The sequence below is a fragment of the Actinoallomurus acaciae genome (assembly GCF_042429965.1).
Lineage (GTDB): Bacteria > Actinomycetota > Actinomycetes > Streptosporangiales > Streptosporangiaceae > Actinoallomurus > Actinoallomurus acaciae.
In genome coordinates, this window is sequence record NZ_JBHLZP010000164.1 from 1 (window position 1) to 15,964 (window position 15,964).

Here is a 15,964-nt window from a genome sequence, read left to right on the forward strand (position 1 = left end):
TCTTCCCCGGCGAGGAGGGCGGTGCGGCGATCGCCGGAGTGCTGTCCGGCCGGGTCGAGCCGTCGGGCCGGCTGCCGGTGAGCGTGCCCCGCCACCCGGGCGGCCAGCCGGGCACCTACCTGCGGCCCCGTACGGGCGGGTCGTCGCGGTGGAGCGCGGTGGACCCCGAGCCGCTGTTCGCGTTCGGGCACGGCCTGACGTGGACGAGGTTCGGCTATGAGGATCTGCGCGTGGACTCCTCCGCGCCGACGGACGGCGCGGCCGAGGTGGCGGTGACCGTGCGCAACCTCGGCGACCGCTCCGGCACCGAGGTCGTGCAGCTGTACCTGTCCGACCCCGTGGCCTCCGTCGTACGGCCGATGCGCTGGCTGGCGGGGTGGGCGCGGGTGCGGCTCGCGCCGGGCGCGGCGGCCCGGGTGACCTTCTCGGTGCACGCCGACCGCACCGCGTTCACCGGTGCGGACCTGCGCCGGATCGTCGAGCCGGGGACGATCGAGGCGGCGGTCGGCTCGTCCGCGGAGGACCTGCCGCTGCGCGGGGAGTTCGTCCTCACCGGCGCCGAGCGTGTCCTCGGCGCCGGGCGCGTGCTCACCGTCCCGGCGACGGTCGCTCCCCGCTGAGCCTCACTCCACGACCAGCTCGACCGGGATGTTGCCCCGGGTCGCGTTGGAGTACGGGCACACCTGGTGCGCGGCCTCGAGCAGCTCGCGGCCGGTCTCGGCGTCGACGTGGTCCGGCAGTTCGACGCGCAGCGTGACGCTGAGGCTGAAGCCGCCCGAGCCGTTCGGGTGCAGGCCCACCTCTCCGGTGACGGAGGCGTCGGCCACGTCGATGTTCTTCTTGCTCGCCACGAGCGACAGCGCGCTGGCGAAGCAGGCGGAGTAACCGGCCGCGAAGAGCTGCTCGGGGTTCGTGCCTTCTCCGCTGCCGCCGAGCTCGGTCGGCATGGCGAGCGTGACGTCGAGCTTCTTGTCGGAGCTGACGGCACGGCCGTCGCGGCCCGAGGCGGTGGCGATCGCGGTGTAGAGGGCGCTCATGGGGATCTCCTGTCTAGACAGACCTGTCTGTCTCGTCGTGGTCCGAGAGTAGACAGATCTGTCTGGTAATGTCAACGCATGGCCATGACCGAGACGACAGAGCGCCGGCGCGCGGAGAGCCCGGCCCGGCGGCGGATCCTCGACACCGCGGGCGCCCTCTTCTACGCCGAGGGCATCCACACGGTCGGCGTCGACCGGGTCATCGCCGAGGCGGGCGTGGCGAAGGCGACCTTCTACCACCACTTCCCGTCGAAGGACGAGCTCGTCCGCGCCTACGTGCAAGAACAGAGCGACCGCGTCCGCGCGACGACCGTCCCGCGCGGCGACACCCCACAGGACCGGATCCTGTCGGTCTTCGACGACCTCGGCGACTTCATCTGCGGGCCCGGCTTTCGCGGCTGCGCGTTCGTCAACGCCGCGGCGGAGTACCCCGACCCCGACCATCCCGTACGCCGGGTCGTCGCCGCCCACCGCGCGTGGTTCCACGGCCTGCTCCGCGACCTGCTGACCGATGCGGGCCGCGCGGAGGCCGAGGCCGACCGCACCGCGGGGATGCTCGTCATGCTCCGCGACGGGCTGGTCGTCGCCGGCGACCTCGACGACCCGGCCACGACCGGCACCCTCGCACGCGAGGCCGTGACACGCCTCCTCGCCTGAACTTTGTAGGCTCTCTGAGCATGTCGGCGCCCCCAGTCCTGCGCGATGTGTTCCACGCCCTCCGAAACACCTGGGGCGAGGAGGACCACGGCCACCTCTTCGAGAACGGGCCCGGGCCCCTCAGCCGCCTCGACGTGCTCATATACCGCCCGACCGGCGCCTCCCCGATGACCTCCTTCGCCACCATCGGCATGGCCGTGGAACCGATGCCCGCGACACCGGGACCGGGTGGAGGAGGCCGCGTCGAGTTGCAGTTCGCTCGCCGCGGCGGGCTGGACCAGGGCGACGAGTACACGATCGCCGAGCAACTGGCCAACATCGCGGCCTATCCGTGGATCACCGGGAGCCAGCTGAACTGGGGCCACACGGTCGCACTCGGCCGCGACTTCCCTACCTTCCCCGGATGCGGGAGCGTCTTCCTCTCCGGCCCGCTCAGCCCCGAAGGCTGGGACTACATTCCGGCCGGCGACGACGCCGTCCGGATTCTCAACGTGGTGCCGATCACCGAGGCCGAACGCGCACGGGCCCGTCTGCTGCCGCCCGTCGAGTTCGCCCAGGAACTCATCGCGCAGACCGACGTCTACACAGGACGGGCTGACCGGTAAGGCTCCGCGCGGTCATTCCGCGTCCCGGTCGCGGCGGAACCGGTCGCGGTGCTCGTCGTACCGGAACAGGCCTGGTGCGGCGAGGAGGACTCCCGCCGAGATCCTCACGACGATCGGGCTGTACGGCACGCCGAGCCGGAGCGACGCCGTGGTCTCCCGAGACGTCGCCTCATCCATCACTCCCGGTGATACCCGGGCAGCAGCTCTTCTGGGATCGGGACGTGACGGGCGCGGATCCACTCCCCGAGTGCCTTGGCCTGCTTGTCGAAGCGGCGGGCCTCCGTGGCGCCGCCGTCGAGGAGCCCGTGAATGACGAAGTTCACCGCGCGCAGGTTGGGCAGCTCGTACCGGTCGACGGGCAGGCCGGCGGCCTCGGGCAGCAGCGCGCGCAGGCGGTCGGCGGTCATCGCGGCGCGCAGCCAGGGCCACGCCTCCGGGTCGGTGACCCACAGGCCGACGTTGGCGTTGCCGCCCTTGTCACCGGACCTGGCCAGGACGAGACGGCCGAGCGGCCCGTCCACGGTCGCGCCCTCGTCGTACGGCCCCGGCTCCGGCTCCGGCTGGGCCTCGCTCTCGTGCGGGGCCGTGACGGGCGGGGGCGGCACCACCTCGCGGCGGCCGTCGGCGTGCACGACGGTGTGGTCGAGCAGGTCCTGGGGCACGAGCGCCGGCCAGTAGGTTCCGTACGCCGTACCGGAGCCGGGCACGCCCATGCCGTAGATGCCCGGGTAGCTGGCCAGGGCGAGTTCGACGCACAGCGAGGAGAAGGCGCGCCCGGCGCTGCCCTGCTCGCCGTCGACCGCGACGTGCAGCAGGCTGGAGCCCGCCATCTGGTCGGCCGGGTCCTCGACGGGCGTGCCGATGCGGGTGAAGCGCAGGTCGGCGATGCCCGGGTCGCCGTCGAGGCGGGCGCGGATCGCCTGCTCCACGAGCGCGGCCTTGGCGTCGATGTCGGTGCCGGTGAGCACGAACGTGGACTCGTTCCGCCAGCCGCCGAGCCCGGTGATGGCGACCTTGGTCGTCGGCGGGGGCGCCGACCCGCGCACACCGCTGACGCGCACGCGGTCGGGTCCCTCCTGGCCGAGGCGGACCGAGTCGAGGTGGGCGACGACGTCCGGGTTGAGGTAGCCCGGCGCGCCGATCTCATACAGCAGCTGCGCGGTGACGGTGTCGACGGTCACCGCGCCGCCGGTGCCCTCGTGCTTGGTGATCACGCTGGTGCCGTCGCGGTCGACCTCGGCGAGCGGGAAGCCGGGGTGCGTGAGATCGGCGATCTCCTGGAAGCCGGAGAAGTTGCCGCCCGTCGCCTGCGCGCCGCACTCGATCACGTGCCCGGCGACCACCGCGCCGGCCAGCGCGTCGAGGTCGGCTGGTCTCCAGCGCCACCACCAGGCGGCGGCGCCGGAGACCAGCGAGGCGTCGGCGACCCGGCCGGTGATGACGATGTCGGCCCCGGCGGCGAGCGCGGCCTGGATGCCGAAGCCGCCGAGGTAGGCGTTGGCGGTGAGGGGGTCGCGGGTGAACGGCTCGCCGGTGTCGAGATGCGCCAGGTCGTGGCCGCCGGCGAGCAGGGCGGGGACGCTCGCGGCGAGGTCGTCGCCCTCGACGTGCGCGACGGCGAGGTCCACCCCCGCCTCGGCCAGCAGCGTACGGGTGGCGTCGGCGCAACCCGCCGGGTCGAGGCCGCCGGCGTTCACGACGACCTTGATGCGGCGCTCGGCGATCCGGGTCACGACCGGGGCGAGCTGGCGCAGGAAGGTGCTCGCGTAACCGCCGCCCGGTCTCTTCTGCCGGCTCTTGGCCAGCACGAGCATGGTGACCTCGGCCAGGTAGTCACCGGTGATGACGTCCACCGGACCGCCCTCCACCATCTCGGCGAGCGCGGACATCCGGTCGCCGTAGAAACCCGAGCAGTTGGCGATGCGTACCGGCCGGTCCATGGCGAGGCTCCTTCTCCCGAGTCTTCCCGGGACGACCGAAATTACCGCACGGCGACCTTGAGGCCATGCGCCCTCCGGCGTGCCCTGGACACCGCCCGGCCGGGGCGCCCGCCGCGGGCGGGCTCCGGCGTACGCTGCGACCGTGACGAAGATCCGGCAGGGCGGCCCGGACGACGCGACGGCGATCCTGGCGATGATGGACACCGCGGTCGCGTGGCTCGCCGCGAACGGCCGTACCGGGCAGTGGGGCGACGAGCCGTTCTCCGCCGTCCCCCGGCGCGTCGCGAGCATCACCGACAAGACACGCACCGACACGATCTGGATCGCCGAGGTGGACGGCGCGCCCGCGGGCGCGATCGCCACGTCCCCGGTCCCCATGCCGTACGTCTCACCGGCGGAAGAACCCGAGCTGTACATCACGCTGCTGGTGACCGACCGCTCCTTCGCCGGGCGCGGTGTCGGCGGCGCGCTGCTCGCCCACGCCGCCGGCACGGCACGCGAGTCCGGCGTGGACCTCGTGCGCGTCGACTGCTACGCGGGCGACGACGGGCGGCTGGTCGACTACTACCGGCGCAACGGGTTCACGCCCACGAAGACGTTCGCGGTGGAGGGCTGGCCGGGGCAGGTGCTGGAGCGGCGGGTGCTCAGCGGACCCAGCCGCGGCGCTGCCCCTCGTCGATGAGGTGCCGGGCGGCCTTCCACAGGGTGCCGGAGCCGTCGCCGATCACGGCCTTGCGCGCCCGTACGTCGTCGGCCGTGACGTCGAAGGTCTGCCAGGTGCCGCCGCGCGCCATCCAGTTGAGCAGTATCGGCTGGAGACGGTCCATCGCCTTGGCGAACCGGGCCTCGGGCGTGCGGCGCTCCTCGAACTCGTCCCACAGCGCACGCAGGTGACCGGCCTGGTCGTCCGGGAGCAGCGCGAACAGCTTGTCCGCGGCGGCCAGCTCGCGTTCGCGCTGGTCCGCCGCTGCGGCGGTGTCGTACAGCGGTGTGTCGCCGGCGTAGATCTCCACGAGGTCGTGGACGAGGACGAGCCGGAGAGTGTGGCCGACGTCGATGGGCTCGTCGGAGTACTCGGCCAGGACCAGGACCATCATGGCCAGGTGCCAGGAGTGTTCGGCGTCGTTCTCCCGGCGCGGCGCGGCGGCGAGCGGCGACTGCCGGGCGATCGCCTTGAGCCGGTCGATCTCGATGATGAAGGTGAGCTGCTCGGCCAGCCGCGTGTCCAGGCCGTCCGGCAACGGGGACCGCTCGGCCAGCAGTCCCCGCCCGACCTCCCGTACGAGCCTGCGCTCCATGACGGACGTGTCGGAGGGCAGCGGCTGCCGGTCGCCGCTCGGGTGGAACCCGCAGCTCTCGTACAGGGCACGGGCCGGCGCGTTGGGCTCGGCCACCCAGAGGGTCAGCTCGCGTAGGCCCTGGTCACGTGCCCAGTCGGCGACCGTCTCGATGAGGTACCGGCCGACGCCCCGGCCGCGCGCCTCGGGGGTGACCCACATGCCGACGATGTGGGCGACATCGCCGTCCTCGACCAGCGCCGAGGTCATGCCCAGCGCCACACCGTCCTCGACGGCGAGGAGGTTGACGCTCTTGTCGCCGGTCAGACGGGAGGTCCAGACGTCCGGAGAGAACGCCTTCTCATCCTCGTACGTCGAGGCGAACGCCTCCGGCGTGTCGGCCAGCGCACGCAGCCGTATCTCCCGGTACCGATCCTCGTCCCCCGCACCGAGCCACGTGATCTCCATGCCTGGGACTGTACGTCACCGCCTCATCCGGACCAGCGCATGTTCCGGTAGGGCGTGGTAAAGGGCGAAACGGCCCGGAAATGACTGACGGCGCCATCGCGGGGGGAGCGGGGAGTGCGATGGCGCCGTCAACGTCCCCGGCCGATCCGTGTGACGAAGGTCACAGCGACTCTCGTCAACCGAAACGGCCAGTAACGCGTCGAGGCCGACGTTACAGCCTTCGATGGGGAGTTATCCACCCCTCGTGCCGAGAATTACCGTCTGTGCTACCTGACGGCCACTCAGCGCCACCGAGAACGGCCCGTCGGAACTGTCACCCGGTCAGCTTCTTCACCACCGCCGGATTCTGCTTCTCCCATTCGGCGACGCCCTGAGCCTCCTTGCCCTTGTACTTGTTCATCACCAGGTCCTCCAGCGGGAACAGCTGCGCGTCCGGCATCGTGAACTTCTTCAGCCAGCCGTTCAGCTGCGGGAAGTCCTTCGCGAAGCCCTTGCGTCCCAGCGTGTGAATCTGTTCCGCGGAGCCGAAGGCCTTCTGCGGGTCGGCGAGCGGCTTGATCGGGAACTTGGTGTACGCCCAGTGCGGCTTCCACATCGTCACGGCGATCGGCTGGTGGCTCTGGATCGAGCGGTTCAGCTCGGCGAGCATCGCCGCCGTGCTGCTCGCGACCAGCTTGTAGTCGCCCAGGCCGTACGCCGGCATCACCTTGTCCTTGACGGTCTTCATCTCGCCGGCGCCCGGCTCGATGCCGACGATGCGGCCCTTGAAGCGCGAACTCTGCCCCTTGAGGTCGGCGACGGAGTTGGCCGGGTCGTCCTTGGGCACGGCGAGCTGCAGGCTGGCGTTGTTGTACCAGACGCCGATGTCCTCGATCTCGCCCTTGTACTTGTTGTAGTAGTCGGCGTGGGTGGTCGGCAGCCACGCGTCGAAGAACAGGTCGATGTCGCCCTGGCCGAGCCCGGCGAACAGCGGGCCGGCGTCGACCTGCCGCAGCGTGACCTGGTACCCGTGCTTCTCCAGTTCCGTTTTCCACAGCTGGGTGACGGCGATGTCCTCGTCCCATGGGATGTAGCCGATCGTGATCGGCTTGCCCTTGCCGCCTCCGCCGCCCGTGCCCACGATGCCCAGCGTGGTCGCGAGCAGCGCGAACACGACGATGCCCGACAGGCCCAGCGCCGGCCGCGGGCGGTACCGCAGGACCGCCACGGCACCGCCGCGCGCCGCACGGTCGGCCGCGCGCCGGGCGGCCGGGGCCATCCGGGCGCCGAGCGCACCCGTCATCCGGTCGAGAATGATGGCCAGGACGACGACGGCCAGACCGGACTCCGCACCGGCGCCCAGGTTGTACTGGGTGATCGCGCCGAAGACGTTCGCGCCCAGGCCCTCGGCGCCGACCATGCCCGCGACGACGACCATCGACAGCGACAACATGATGGCCTGGTTGACGCCGGTCATGATCGTCGGCAGCGCCAGCGGAAGCTGGACCCGCGTGAGCACACGTCCCGGCGGCGTGCCGAACGCCTCGGCGGCCTCGACCGTCTCCCGGTCGACCTGCTTGATGCCGAGTTCGGTCAGGCGCACGCCGGGCGGAATCGCGAAGACCATCGTGGCGATGACACCCGGCACCTCCCCGAGTCCGAAGAAAGAGATCGCCGGAATCAGGTAGACGAACGCCGGCATCGTCTGCATGAAGTCGAGCACGGGCCGGGCCACGGCGCCGAACGTCGGCGCGCGGGCGCTCAGGATCCCCAGCGGAATCCCGATCACCAGGGCCGCGACACTGGAGACGAGCACGAGCGAGAGCGTCTCCATCGCGGAGGTCCACTGCCCGAGCGAGTCGATCAGTACGAACCCGGCGAAGGTCAGCACACCCGCGGCCAGGCCGCGCAGCCACCAGCAGGCCATCGCCACGAGCGCGGCGAGCGCCAGCGACGGCGGCGCGCTCAGCAGATGGTCCAGGCCGTGCACCACACCGTCGACGACATCGCTGATCGCGGAGAAGACCGGTTTGCAGTGCTTGGTGAGAAAGTTGACGACGTCGGTGACCCAGTCACCGAGATGAAGCCTAAACACCGGCCGTGACCTCCTCGCTGTTCCCGTTCCCGTTCCCGTTGCCGTTGCCGTTGCCGTTGAAATTGCCCAGCGCCGCGAGCAGGGTGACCCGCGGGATGACGCCGAGCAGCCTGCCGTCCCCATCGGCGACCGGCACCGGGAACGGGCTCTCGGCACATCGGGTGAACAGGTCGGCGACGGCCGTGTCCGGTTCCACCGGCTGAACGTCCTCGTCGACCAGGCCCTCCAGGTCGGTCTTCCCCTCGCGTACGGCCTTGGCGGCGGGCTCGGCGAGGACGGCGCCGAGCAGCCGGCGTTCGCGGGTGAGGACGAACGCCGCGGACGACTGGGTCTCGCGCATGACGCGTACGGCCGCGCGGGGCCCGCCGTTCGCGTCGACCACGGCGACCGGGTTCTCCATGACCGAGCGGGCGGTGAGGACGCGGGTACGGTCGACGTCCGCCACGAACTGGGCGACGTAGTCGTTGGCGGGATCGGTGAGGATCTCCTCGGCGGTGCCGATCTGCATGACCTGCCCGTCACGCAGCATCGCGATCCGGTCGCCGAGCCGCATGGCCTCGTTGAGGTCGTGGGTGATGAACACGATCGTCTTGTTGAGCCGCCCCTGCAGGTCGAGCAGCAGGTCCTGCATCTCGCGGCGGATCAGCGGGTCGAGGGCGCTGAAGGCCTCGTCCATGAGAAGGATGTCGGTCTCGGCGGCCAGCGCGCGGGCGAGCCCCACCCGCTGCTGCATGCCGCCCGACAGCTGGTCGGGGTAGCGGTCCTCCCAGCCGTCCAGGCCGACGGTGTCCAGGAACTCCCTGGCCTTGGCCAGTCGTTCCTGACGTGGAACGTTCCGTACCTCCAGCCCGTACGCGGCGTTCTCCAGCACCGTACGGTGCTGGAACAGCGCGAAGTGCTGGAAGACCATGCTGACCTTCTGCTGACGGAGCTCGCGAAGCTCCTTGCCGCTCATCTTGGCGACGTCGGCTCCGTCGATCTCGATGCTGCCGGCACTCGGTTCGAGGATGCCGTTGAGCATCCGGATCAGTGTCGACTTTCCTGAGCCCGACAGGCCCATGACAACGAAGATCTCACCGTCTCCCACCTCGAAGGAGACGTCGGCCACCGCCACGGTCGCACCCAGCCGACGTACCTCGGCCTGCTCGGCGCCTTGACTGATCTTGCGCAGGGCTTCGGTGGATTTCCTCCCGAAGACCTTGGAGACCCCTCGTACGCGCAGTCTGGACACATCGTCCTTCCGGTCCGGCCGCACCGCCCCGGGATGGACAGGCGCGGCCGAGCCGTGCCGGGCCGCGCCCGGGGGCCGCGCGGCAAGTGGCGCGAGCCGCCGGCCCCGCTACGCACCGATGGCTCGCCTGACGACCCGACAAGCCCGATGTGACGCACGCCACGCGCGTATTCGCCAACCGAACTTTCAGGTCAGACGTCTGGCGAGGTTATCGATTGGTTAATTGCTATGCACAATTATTCAACGCTATGTTGTTGTTCCGTCACTTGCCGTAACGGTCAATGGGATCGGCGACGACGTTCGCGTAGGTGCGCGAGGCTCACACCTGGGTGCGGTGGAAGTTGAGGTAGGACCGCGAGGGGGTCGGCCCGCGCTGATCCTGGTACCGCGACCCGTGCAACGCCGAGCCGTACGGATGCTCGACGGGCGAACTCGTGCGGAACAGGCACATCTGCCCGATCTTCATCCCGGGCCAGAGCTTGATCGGCAGCGTGGCGACGTTGGAGAGCTCAAGCGTGACGTGCCCGGAGAACCCGGGATCGATCCAGCCCGCCGTGGAGTGCGTGAGCAGCCCGAGACGCCCGAGACTGGACTTACCCTCAAGCCGCGCCGCGAGGTCGTCGGGCAGCCCGAACACCTCGTACGTGGAGGCGAGCACGAACTCCCCGGGATGCAGGATGAACGGCTGATCGGACGCCACCTCGATGAGCCGGGTGAGGTCTGGCTGCTCGACGGCGGGATCGATGTGCGGATATCTGTGATTCTCAAACACCCGAAAGTACCGATCCAGCCGCACGTCGACACTCGACGGCTGGACCATCGCAGAGTCGTACGGGTCGATCTTCATACGCCCGGACTCGATCTCGTTCTTGAGATCCCGATCGGAGAGCAGCACAGGCTGAAACTACCGGTTACGGAGCCGCGACGCGTACGAGGCGGAGATGATGGGAACCACCGGGTCGCGGGTTCCGGTAGCATGTGCGAACGGTCCCCGGACCGCTGCGGGTGTAGTTCAATGGCAGAACTCCAGCTTCCCAAGCTGGTAGTGCGGGTTCGATTCCCGTCACCCGCTCGCATGACAAAGGCCCAGGTCGGAGAGTTTTCCTGACCCGGGCCTTGATCGTTTCTAGGCGCCGTAACGCCCCGTCGTGCAACTAGCGTGCAACTACGCCACCGGCACCAGCACTTCCGCCAGCCCGTTATCGCCGTCGTCTCGCTGCGCTTTGAGAAGCACGTCGAGGCCCTGGGCGAATCGCCTGGTCCGCCTTGTTGGTAGATGAACGCGGCCCGTTCGCTGTCCTGGCCCATCCTCCGCATCAGATCCTTGGTCGTCGCGCCGGTCGCGGCGGCCAGCATGTTGCCCGTGTGCCGCGTCGACCAGGGGGGCTTTTGGGTCGAAAAGTTCTTCATCCGCGGCAGCAGCCGGAAGCCGACGGCCCAGTCTGGAAGCTCCGGTGAGGGGCAGGTAGGGATCGATGCGTTCAGCCGGCGGGCGGCTCGGCGCAGGGTGTCACTTCGGTGGCTGCCAGGGGCCTGATGACCAGAGTGAGTCGTCCCGTGGCCGCTCTGGGCGTCGCGCACGGGCGGCCACCGGCGGCACCAGGGGCGGCCAGGAGGCCGGAGCGTGCGGGGGCACCGGCGGATACGCCGACGTGGCGACGGGTCCCTGCCGGACGTGCGGCGGCCAGGGCCGTCCCCACATCGGGGCCGCCTCGAACGGAGTGCCGTCCGGGTAGAACTCATGCTTCTTCAGCGCCCGGCGACGCTTGCCCATGGTCAAGATGACCGCCGTCAATACGATCGTGGCTACCATCCACCACAGGCCGCCGTCGAGAAACGGCAAATTCGATCCGATCGGGACGCCGTCCACGATGTGCGCCAGCACCGCGCCGCCGGTTTGCCCGGCGACCAGGACAGGGCCCCCGAGTAGGAGGAAGCCGAGACCGTTGCGCACGACGAACCAGCGGCCGAGGATGTCATCACGGGCCCACCAGCGGTAGGCGTAGGGCAGCCGGGCGTCGAACCCACGGTAGAGCAGCCAGCGCCCCACAGGAGGGCGGGCACGCCAGCGGGTCAGCAGTCCCCCGCGGACGACGTCCCAGGACTCACGGATCGAAGGTGCCTCCCGGCCCGGCGTCGCGACGTCCAGCAGGGTGCCGAGCAGTTCGTCCCTGCGGGCGGCGCGGTAGCGCGGAGGGTAGGCGCGCAGCAGCGTGAGGCAGCGTCGCTCGTACGGTGTCGTCATGCGGGGCTCCCGGAGATCCTCGGGCCGGCCAGCCGCCGACGGGCCCGCGCCGCCAACGCGGTCAGCCTCTGGGTCTCAGCCGCCAGAGCCTCGCGGCCGACGCCGGTGAGGCAGTAGTAACGGCGGAACCTGCCCTGGACGACCTCTTCGCGGTCGCGTGCGATGAGGCCCTCGTCGGCCAGGCGGTCCAGGGCGCCGTACAGCGTGCCGGGCCCGAGTCTGACCCGGCCGTCCGACAGCTCCTCGACCGTGGTGATGATGCCGTAGCCGTAGAGGGGTTCGGGGGCGAGCGCGAGCAGGATCAGATAACTCTGCTCCCGCATCGACTTAGGCTCCACAAGGTCCAATATGACGTTACGCGATATATAGCGCAACTCTGGCCAGTAATACGGGCGCGGCCGGAAGACGGCGGAGAGGCCGCAGCCTCGCCACAGTCGGAGGTCTCCTGTCGGAACTCGACGGAGCGCACAGCGCCGCCAACTGCGCGAGTCGATCCCGTGCCTGCGCGAGGGGATTCGCCGACCTCGTGATTCACGGCCGGTAGCGTCGCTTGACCGACGCTGGACGCTACAGGACTGATCTTTCCAGGTCCCAAGGTGCGCGGCGCATGTTGATCGACCGTTCAAGGTGCTTCACACCGAAGAGGTCACCTCCCCCGGCTGGCACGGTTAGCTCACACCATTACGGGCAGAGCACGGGCACAAGCTCACAGAAGTACGAGAAAGACCAGTTCAACGCGCTGTGCGAGCAAGCATTCCTAAACCGTTAGCGTGCAACTGGCCAGGGCGAGCAGGGGTCCATAGGGGTCATTCGCGGGCAGCCGCATCTGCAGGTCAAGGCCACTAAGAGCCGGTTTCCAATTAATTCTCAAGCTGGTAGTGCGGGTTCGATTCCCGTCACCCCGCTCAGACGCCAAGAAGCCTCAGTTCGAGACATGGTTCCAGACGCTGGGACTTCTCTCTTCATCGGTTCTTTTTTCGCTTCCGCGCCCGATCGGCTCTCGGCCTCGGTGCCGTCCTGCTTCATGGGCTTCTGGGACCGCTTCAGCTCCCGCGCGGCCATCTTCCCGAGCGTGGAGGCGATCTTCTTGTCTCGCTCCTGCCGGGCATGGAGGTAGATCCGTGCCGCCCTGGTGGATGAGTGACCCATCCGCTTCATCAACTCGGCCAGTGACGCGCCGGTCTCGGGGCGAGGTGTTACCGGTGTGCCGAAGGTCGTGCACGAGGCCAGCGGCATCAAGGCGGCGACGCTGCGCGCCGCCCTTGACGTTCCTCGCCTGTGCGCCGACCTCACCGCTCCGACGGCGGCGGTACCGCGTACCAAATGCAATACTTCGTTGGCGCAGCCATCACGACGCCCTCGCCGGCCAGCACCTCCAACGCAGCAGAGAGCTCCAACTCGGTGACAGACTCCTCGCCGATGGACTCGGCGAACCGCCGGACTCGCCAGGCGTCGAAAATCAGCATCCCCGGCTCGGGGCCAAGGTCGACATCCACCGCGGTTCCGTCTCGGTCCGTGATGCAGCAGCCGATCCCGTGCACGTCGTAGCGAAGGCCCCCAGGAAGCTCAGCACCACGGGGAACGAGCCGCCGGTTCACCGCCCTGACCAGCGCACCGATACCACCGCCACCGACGTCGTGCGCCGTCACAGCGATCACCGCACCGGTCAAGCGCTCCATATCGCGGACGAACCTCAACACCACCTCGCGAGCATCCACCCGCACATGCTCTCCGCCACCAACGTCCAGGCCAAGGCATTTCGCCTCCAGCGGCGGCCTCAAGCTCCGGGATGGCCACACCTCTGCGGCCGAGCTGGGTGGGTGGTAAAGGTGGAAGCCTGGTCATCCCGCCCACCTTCGTCCCAGGAAAAGCCGAGCAGACCAGGCGAAGGTCGCGTTGTCGAGGTCGAGGTGTTGTCGGTGCAGCGCGGTGACCTCGCCTCATCGCAGACTCGCGAACGCGGCCACCAGGACGAGCGCACGGTACCGGTCGTCACGGGTGTGGTCGGCCCGTCCGTCGTTCATGAGGTGAAAGAGGGTCCGCTCCGCTTGCTCGCGAGTGCTGAACGGCCGCGGGAAGGCCCGCACCAGCCCGTCTTCCTCTCGACAGCGAAGGTGGTAGCCGTCGTCCTTCTTACGGATGTCGCCGACCGGCCTGCGGCCGACCAGATCGGCAAGGGCGATGACCTGGGTGACGTCGAGCACGGGTCGCTCTGGTGCGTTCTCGGTGCCCGCGCCCTTGATCCGGCACGGGTTGCGCGGCAGGATGCCGTCCTCTTCCACGGCCGTCATGAGGATGGCGCGGAACAGGCCGTACGCCTTCGCCGCCATGGACTCTGAGACCCCGGCGATGATGAGGCCGGCCCGCCACTCACGGACGGCCGACGTCGACAGCATCCCGAGCGGAATCGCGCCGAGACCGCAGCCAGGCGTACAGCTCACAGGTCCGGACGCGCAGGTTGGGACGCTGGGCGATCCAGGTCTCGGGTGTGCTCGTAGTTCTGCAGAACGGCGGTGGCCTTGACTAGGTGGCCGACCTTCCTGGGGACTGCAACGGAGCTCGCGAAGGAGTCACCATGTCTTGATCTAGGCGTTCGTACGTTAGCCGGGTCCGCAGAGCTTGGCGTACGACCGGTTCGCCTGTTTTTTTAACCCCGACTTGTTGCCTCCCAGTAGGACGTGATCAAAAACTGCCGTCTCGGCATCTGGTGACCTTCGTCGGCGAGAGTGCGGACCCCCCGCTGCCTCCAATTCGCTGATCGAATGCATCAGGCCATCCTTCTTTCACTTTCACCAGCACCTGCGCGAGCATCGGTGAACGCGCCGACGGCAACGCCACCACCTCCTCCACGTCGATACCCCTAAACCGCCCCTGCCTGATTGAACGTCTCGCCTTGCGCGGATAAACCAGCACCTTGTTGCCCGGGGGGCGAACGACCGCCATGTCGACCTGATCGCCTCGCGGTGACGGCGGACGATCTCTGCCTGCGCAGCCGGGCGCCGACGCTGGTGCTCCAGGTACGCTGGTCAGCCGTCCGCTTGGGCATGGGACATCCACCCGGTCTGATTCCCCACGGCTGACGAGCATAAGAACGGTAGAGTCAGGCGACCCGATCCGAAATGGGTGAACCGTGGACCACGATGTGCCCGAGACCAGGCGTCGCTACTTATTGGCGACCGGGGTGACACTCGGCCTTTCCCCCGCCGCCGGGAAGAGCCTTGAGGATGGCGTCCACCAAATGGTCCGCGTGATGCGCGAGTCCTGTGGATACCAGCGGATCGACGAGGTGGGGATGAACCCTACGCGCGAACGGCTGCGGACGGGCGCCCGTGATTTCCTGAAATCTTCTTCGGTGACAGCAGACGATCTCGTCGCCGTGTACCACAGCGGTCACGCGGAACTGATTCAGGACGAATTGCTACTCTGGGCGGCGGACAGCGACCCTGAAGACCCACACGGCACGATGCTCCCGGTCGCGGAATTCGTGAGAGGTCTCGTGGCGGGCACGCATGTCGAGCGTCTGCTTTTGATGCTGGACACATGCCATGCGGGTCAGGGTGCATTCGACGCACTGCCGAGAGCGCTTCGGGCGTTCGAGGCGATCGGGGACGGACGCGACCGCCCAAGCCTGTTCGTCGTCACCGCGACAAGGACGCGCGGGAAGAGCCGGCCGGGCGCTTTTGCCAGCGCATTCGGACGGGCCGTGGCGAGCGCCGCGACTGGTGGACGCCGTCCCGAGGCGCTGGCGCTGGATGCCGTGTTGAAGATGGTCGATCGAGACGCCGAGAAACCCGCCTGGCAACACGTTCGCTGGCATGCGGTGAACGTTCCCGGCAAGATACCGCCCTTCCTCAGAAATCCGCGACACGAGTCGATATCCATGAGGGCGGCGAGGATTCGCCGAAAGCAAATGTCCGAGCAGCGGCTTCGCGAACACGAGCTCACCGAACACTTCCTGGAAAAAGCGCGAGGCGCACAGATATCCGATGAGACCGTCTGGCATTTCGTCGGCCGGGAGAATGTGCTCGGCGACATCAATACTTGGCTCACCGAGGGGTTTTCTGACTCACAGGCACGGGTGGTGACCGGAGATCCTGGTTCCGGCAAGTCCGCCGTTCTCGGCGCGCTCTACCTGTTGAGCCTTCCTGAACGCGCCGGTTCGGTTCCTCTTCGCCCGGGCACCGAGTCGGCGGTTCCGGAGCGCGGATCGATCCATGTCGCCGTGCACGCACGGAACAAGACGACGACTGACGTGCTGAATGCCCTGCTGGCCGCCTCCGGAACCTCCGGAGACTCTCTGGAAGATCTCATCGACGGTCTGAGCGATGAACCATTCGTCGCCGTCATCGACGCTCTAGTACTACATAGCTAGATCTGGATCGTCTGGAGGTGTAGCCGTCGTCGGAAGTGGTGTCTGCGTGCTGTGGCTT

General features: G+C 68.8%; 17 protein-coding genes and 1 tRNA gene. 6 read left to right on the forward strand and 12 right to left on the reverse strand.

Features of this window, described 5'->3' with window-relative positions; genetic code table 11:
• Positions 1-620, forward strand: a 620-nt coding sequence (locus ACFFNX_RS22005; protein ID WP_378205274.1) for a fibronectin type III-like domain-contianing protein, incomplete at its 5' end; no start/stop codon positions are given.
• A gap of 3 nt (positions 621-623) precedes the next feature.
• On the opposite strand, the gene ACFFNX_RS22010 is transcribed toward ACFFNX_RS22005, so the two are convergent.
• Positions 624-1,037, reverse strand: a complete 414-nt coding sequence (locus ACFFNX_RS22010) for an organic hydroperoxide resistance protein (protein ID WP_378205277.1) — start codon at positions 1,035-1,037, stop codon at positions 624-626.
• Between the two features lie 84 nt (positions 1,038-1,121).
• Here ACFFNX_RS22010 and ACFFNX_RS22015 point away from each other — a divergent pair, with 84 nt between their 5' ends.
• Both ACFFNX_RS22015 and ACFFNX_RS22020 read left to right on the forward strand, forming a co-directional pair.
• Complete coding sequence (locus tag ACFFNX_RS22015) at positions 1,122-1,694, forward strand: TetR/AcrR family transcriptional regulator (protein WP_378205279.1); 573 nt, start codon at positions 1,122-1,124, stop codon at positions 1,692-1,694.
• 20 nt (positions 1,695-1,714) lie between these two features.
• Complete coding sequence (locus ACFFNX_RS22020) at positions 1,715-2,299, forward strand: suppressor of fused domain protein (RefSeq protein WP_378205282.1); 585 nt, start codon at positions 1,715-1,717, stop codon at positions 2,297-2,299.
• A gap of 12 nt (positions 2,300-2,311) precedes the next feature.
• On the opposite strand, the gene ACFFNX_RS22025 is transcribed toward ACFFNX_RS22020, so the two are convergent.
• Together ACFFNX_RS22025 and ACFFNX_RS22030 are read right to left on the reverse strand one after the other, a co-directional pair.
• Complete coding sequence (locus ACFFNX_RS22025; RefSeq protein WP_378205285.1) at positions 2,312-2,476, reverse strand: hypothetical protein; 165 nt, start codon at positions 2,474-2,476, stop codon at positions 2,312-2,314.
• Positions 2,476-4,239 (reverse strand): acyclic terpene utilization AtuA family protein, encoded by a 1,764-nt coding sequence (locus tag ACFFNX_RS22030; RefSeq protein WP_378205288.1) that lies wholly within the window; start codon positions 4,237-4,239, stop codon positions 2,476-2,478. The genes ACFFNX_RS22025 and ACFFNX_RS22030 overlap by 1 nt, the downstream gene beginning before the upstream one ends.
• A gap of 142 nt (positions 4,240-4,381) precedes the next feature.
• Here ACFFNX_RS22030 and ACFFNX_RS22035 point away from each other — a divergent pair, with 142 nt between their 5' ends.
• Positions 4,382-4,921 (forward strand): GNAT family N-acetyltransferase, encoded by a 540-nt coding sequence (locus ACFFNX_RS22035; RefSeq protein WP_378205291.1) that lies wholly within the window; start codon positions 4,382-4,384, stop codon positions 4,919-4,921.
• Here the strand turns inward: ACFFNX_RS22035 and ACFFNX_RS22040 are convergent.
• The 4 genes from ACFFNX_RS22040 to dcd all read right to left on the reverse strand — a co-directional run bounded on the left by ACFFNX_RS22040 (position 4,884) and on the right by dcd (position 10,184).
• Positions 4,884-5,984: a GNAT family N-acetyltransferase gene (locus tag ACFFNX_RS22040; protein WP_378205295.1), complete on the reverse strand. Its 1,101-nt coding sequence runs from the start codon at positions 5,982-5,984 to the stop codon at positions 4,884-4,886. The two genes, ACFFNX_RS22035 and ACFFNX_RS22040, sit on opposite strands and share 38 nt — an antisense overlap.
• 313 nt (positions 5,985-6,297) lie before the next feature.
• Entirely contained in the window at positions 6,298-8,058 is a 1,761-nt protein-coding gene (locus tag ACFFNX_RS22045; protein ID WP_378205298.1) for an ABC transporter permease/substrate binding protein, read from the reverse strand.
• Positions 8,051-9,289: a quaternary amine ABC transporter ATP-binding protein gene (locus tag ACFFNX_RS22050; RefSeq protein ID WP_378205302.1), complete on the reverse strand. Its 1,239-nt coding sequence runs from the start codon at positions 9,287-9,289 to the stop codon at positions 8,051-8,053. The genes ACFFNX_RS22045 and ACFFNX_RS22050 overlap by 8 nt, the downstream gene beginning before the upstream one ends.
• 319 nt (positions 9,290-9,608) lie before the next feature.
• Positions 9,609-10,184, reverse strand: a complete 576-nt coding sequence (dcd, locus tag ACFFNX_RS22055) for a dCTP deaminase (protein WP_378205305.1) — start codon at positions 10,182-10,184, stop codon at positions 9,609-9,611.
• 106 nt (positions 10,185-10,290) lie between these two features.
• On the opposite strand from dcd, the gene ACFFNX_RS22060 reads away from it, so the two are divergent.
• Positions 10,291-10,361, forward strand: a tRNA-Gly gene (locus tag ACFFNX_RS22060).
• 438 nt (positions 10,362-10,799) lie between these two features.
• Here the strand turns inward: ACFFNX_RS22060 and ACFFNX_RS22065 are convergent.
• The 5 genes from ACFFNX_RS22065 to ACFFNX_RS22085 form a co-directional block, all read right to left on the reverse strand.
• Positions 10,800-11,534 (reverse strand): hypothetical protein, encoded by a 735-nt coding sequence (locus ACFFNX_RS22065; protein ID WP_378205308.1) that lies wholly within the window; start codon positions 11,532-11,534, stop codon positions 10,800-10,802.
• Complete coding sequence (locus tag ACFFNX_RS22070; protein ID WP_378205311.1) at positions 11,531-11,857, reverse strand: PadR family transcriptional regulator; 327 nt, start codon at positions 11,855-11,857, stop codon at positions 11,531-11,533. The genes ACFFNX_RS22065 and ACFFNX_RS22070 overlap by 4 nt, the downstream gene beginning before the upstream one ends.
• Positions 11,858-12,401: 544 nt before the next feature.
• Complete coding sequence (locus tag ACFFNX_RS22075) at positions 12,402-12,773, reverse strand: hypothetical protein (protein WP_378205314.1); 372 nt, start codon at positions 12,771-12,773, stop codon at positions 12,402-12,404.
• Between the two features lie 50 nt (positions 12,774-12,823).
• Positions 12,824-13,252, reverse strand: coding sequence for a DUF6896 domain-containing protein (locus ACFFNX_RS22080; RefSeq protein WP_378205317.1), 429 nt, complete (start codon positions 13,250-13,252; stop codon positions 12,824-12,826).
• A 222-nt stretch (positions 13,253-13,474) separates the two neighbouring features.
• Positions 13,475-13,930 carry a hypothetical protein gene (locus tag ACFFNX_RS22085; RefSeq protein ID WP_378205320.1) on the reverse strand — a complete coding sequence of 152 codons (456 nt, stop codon included), beginning with the start codon at positions 13,928-13,930 and terminating at the stop codon, positions 13,475-13,477.
• A 734-nt stretch (positions 13,931-14,664) separates the two neighbouring features.
• On the opposite strand from ACFFNX_RS22085, the gene ACFFNX_RS22090 reads away from it, so the two are divergent.
• The gene (locus ACFFNX_RS22090) at positions 14,665-15,906 is read left to right on the forward strand and encodes a hypothetical protein (RefSeq protein ID WP_378205323.1); all 1,242 of its coding nucleotides are present in this window, start codon (positions 14,665-14,667) and stop codon (positions 15,904-15,906) included.
• Positions 15,907-15,964 lie beyond the last annotated feature (58 nt).

Coding starts and splice junctions, on each gene's coding strand:
- ACFFNX_RS22010 (WP_378205277.1), bottom strand. CDS start 1,037: ATGAGCGCCCTCTACACCGCGATCGCCACCGCCTCGGGCCGCGACGGC.
- ACFFNX_RS22015 (WP_378205279.1), top strand. CDS start 1,122: ATGACCGAGACGACAGAGCGCCGGCGCGCGGAGAGCCCGGCCCGGCGG.
- ACFFNX_RS22020 (WP_378205282.1), top strand. CDS start 1,715: ATGTCGGCGCCCCCAGTCCTGCGCGATGTGTTCCACGCCCTCCGAAAC.
- ACFFNX_RS22025 (WP_378205285.1), bottom strand. CDS start 2,476: ATGGATGAGGCGACGTCTCGGGAGACCACGGCGTCGCTCCGGCTCGGC.
- ACFFNX_RS22030 (WP_378205288.1), bottom strand. CDS start 4,239: ATGGACCGGCCGGTACGCATCGCCAACTGCTCGGGTTTCTACGGCGAC.
- ACFFNX_RS22040 (WP_378205295.1), bottom strand. CDS start 5,984: ATGGAGATCACGTGGCTCGGTGCGGGGGACGAGGATCGGTACCGGGAG.
- ACFFNX_RS22065 (WP_378205308.1), bottom strand. CDS start 11,534: ATGACGACACCGTACGAGCGACGCTGCCTCACGCTGCTGCGCGCCTAC.
- ACFFNX_RS22070 (WP_378205311.1), bottom strand. CDS start 11,857: ATGCGGGAGCAGAGTTATCTGATCCTGCTCGCGCTCGCCCCCGAACCC.
- ACFFNX_RS22085 (WP_378205320.1), bottom strand. CDS start 13,930: ATGCTGTCGACGTCGGCCGTCCGTGAGTGGCGGGCCGGCCTCATCATC.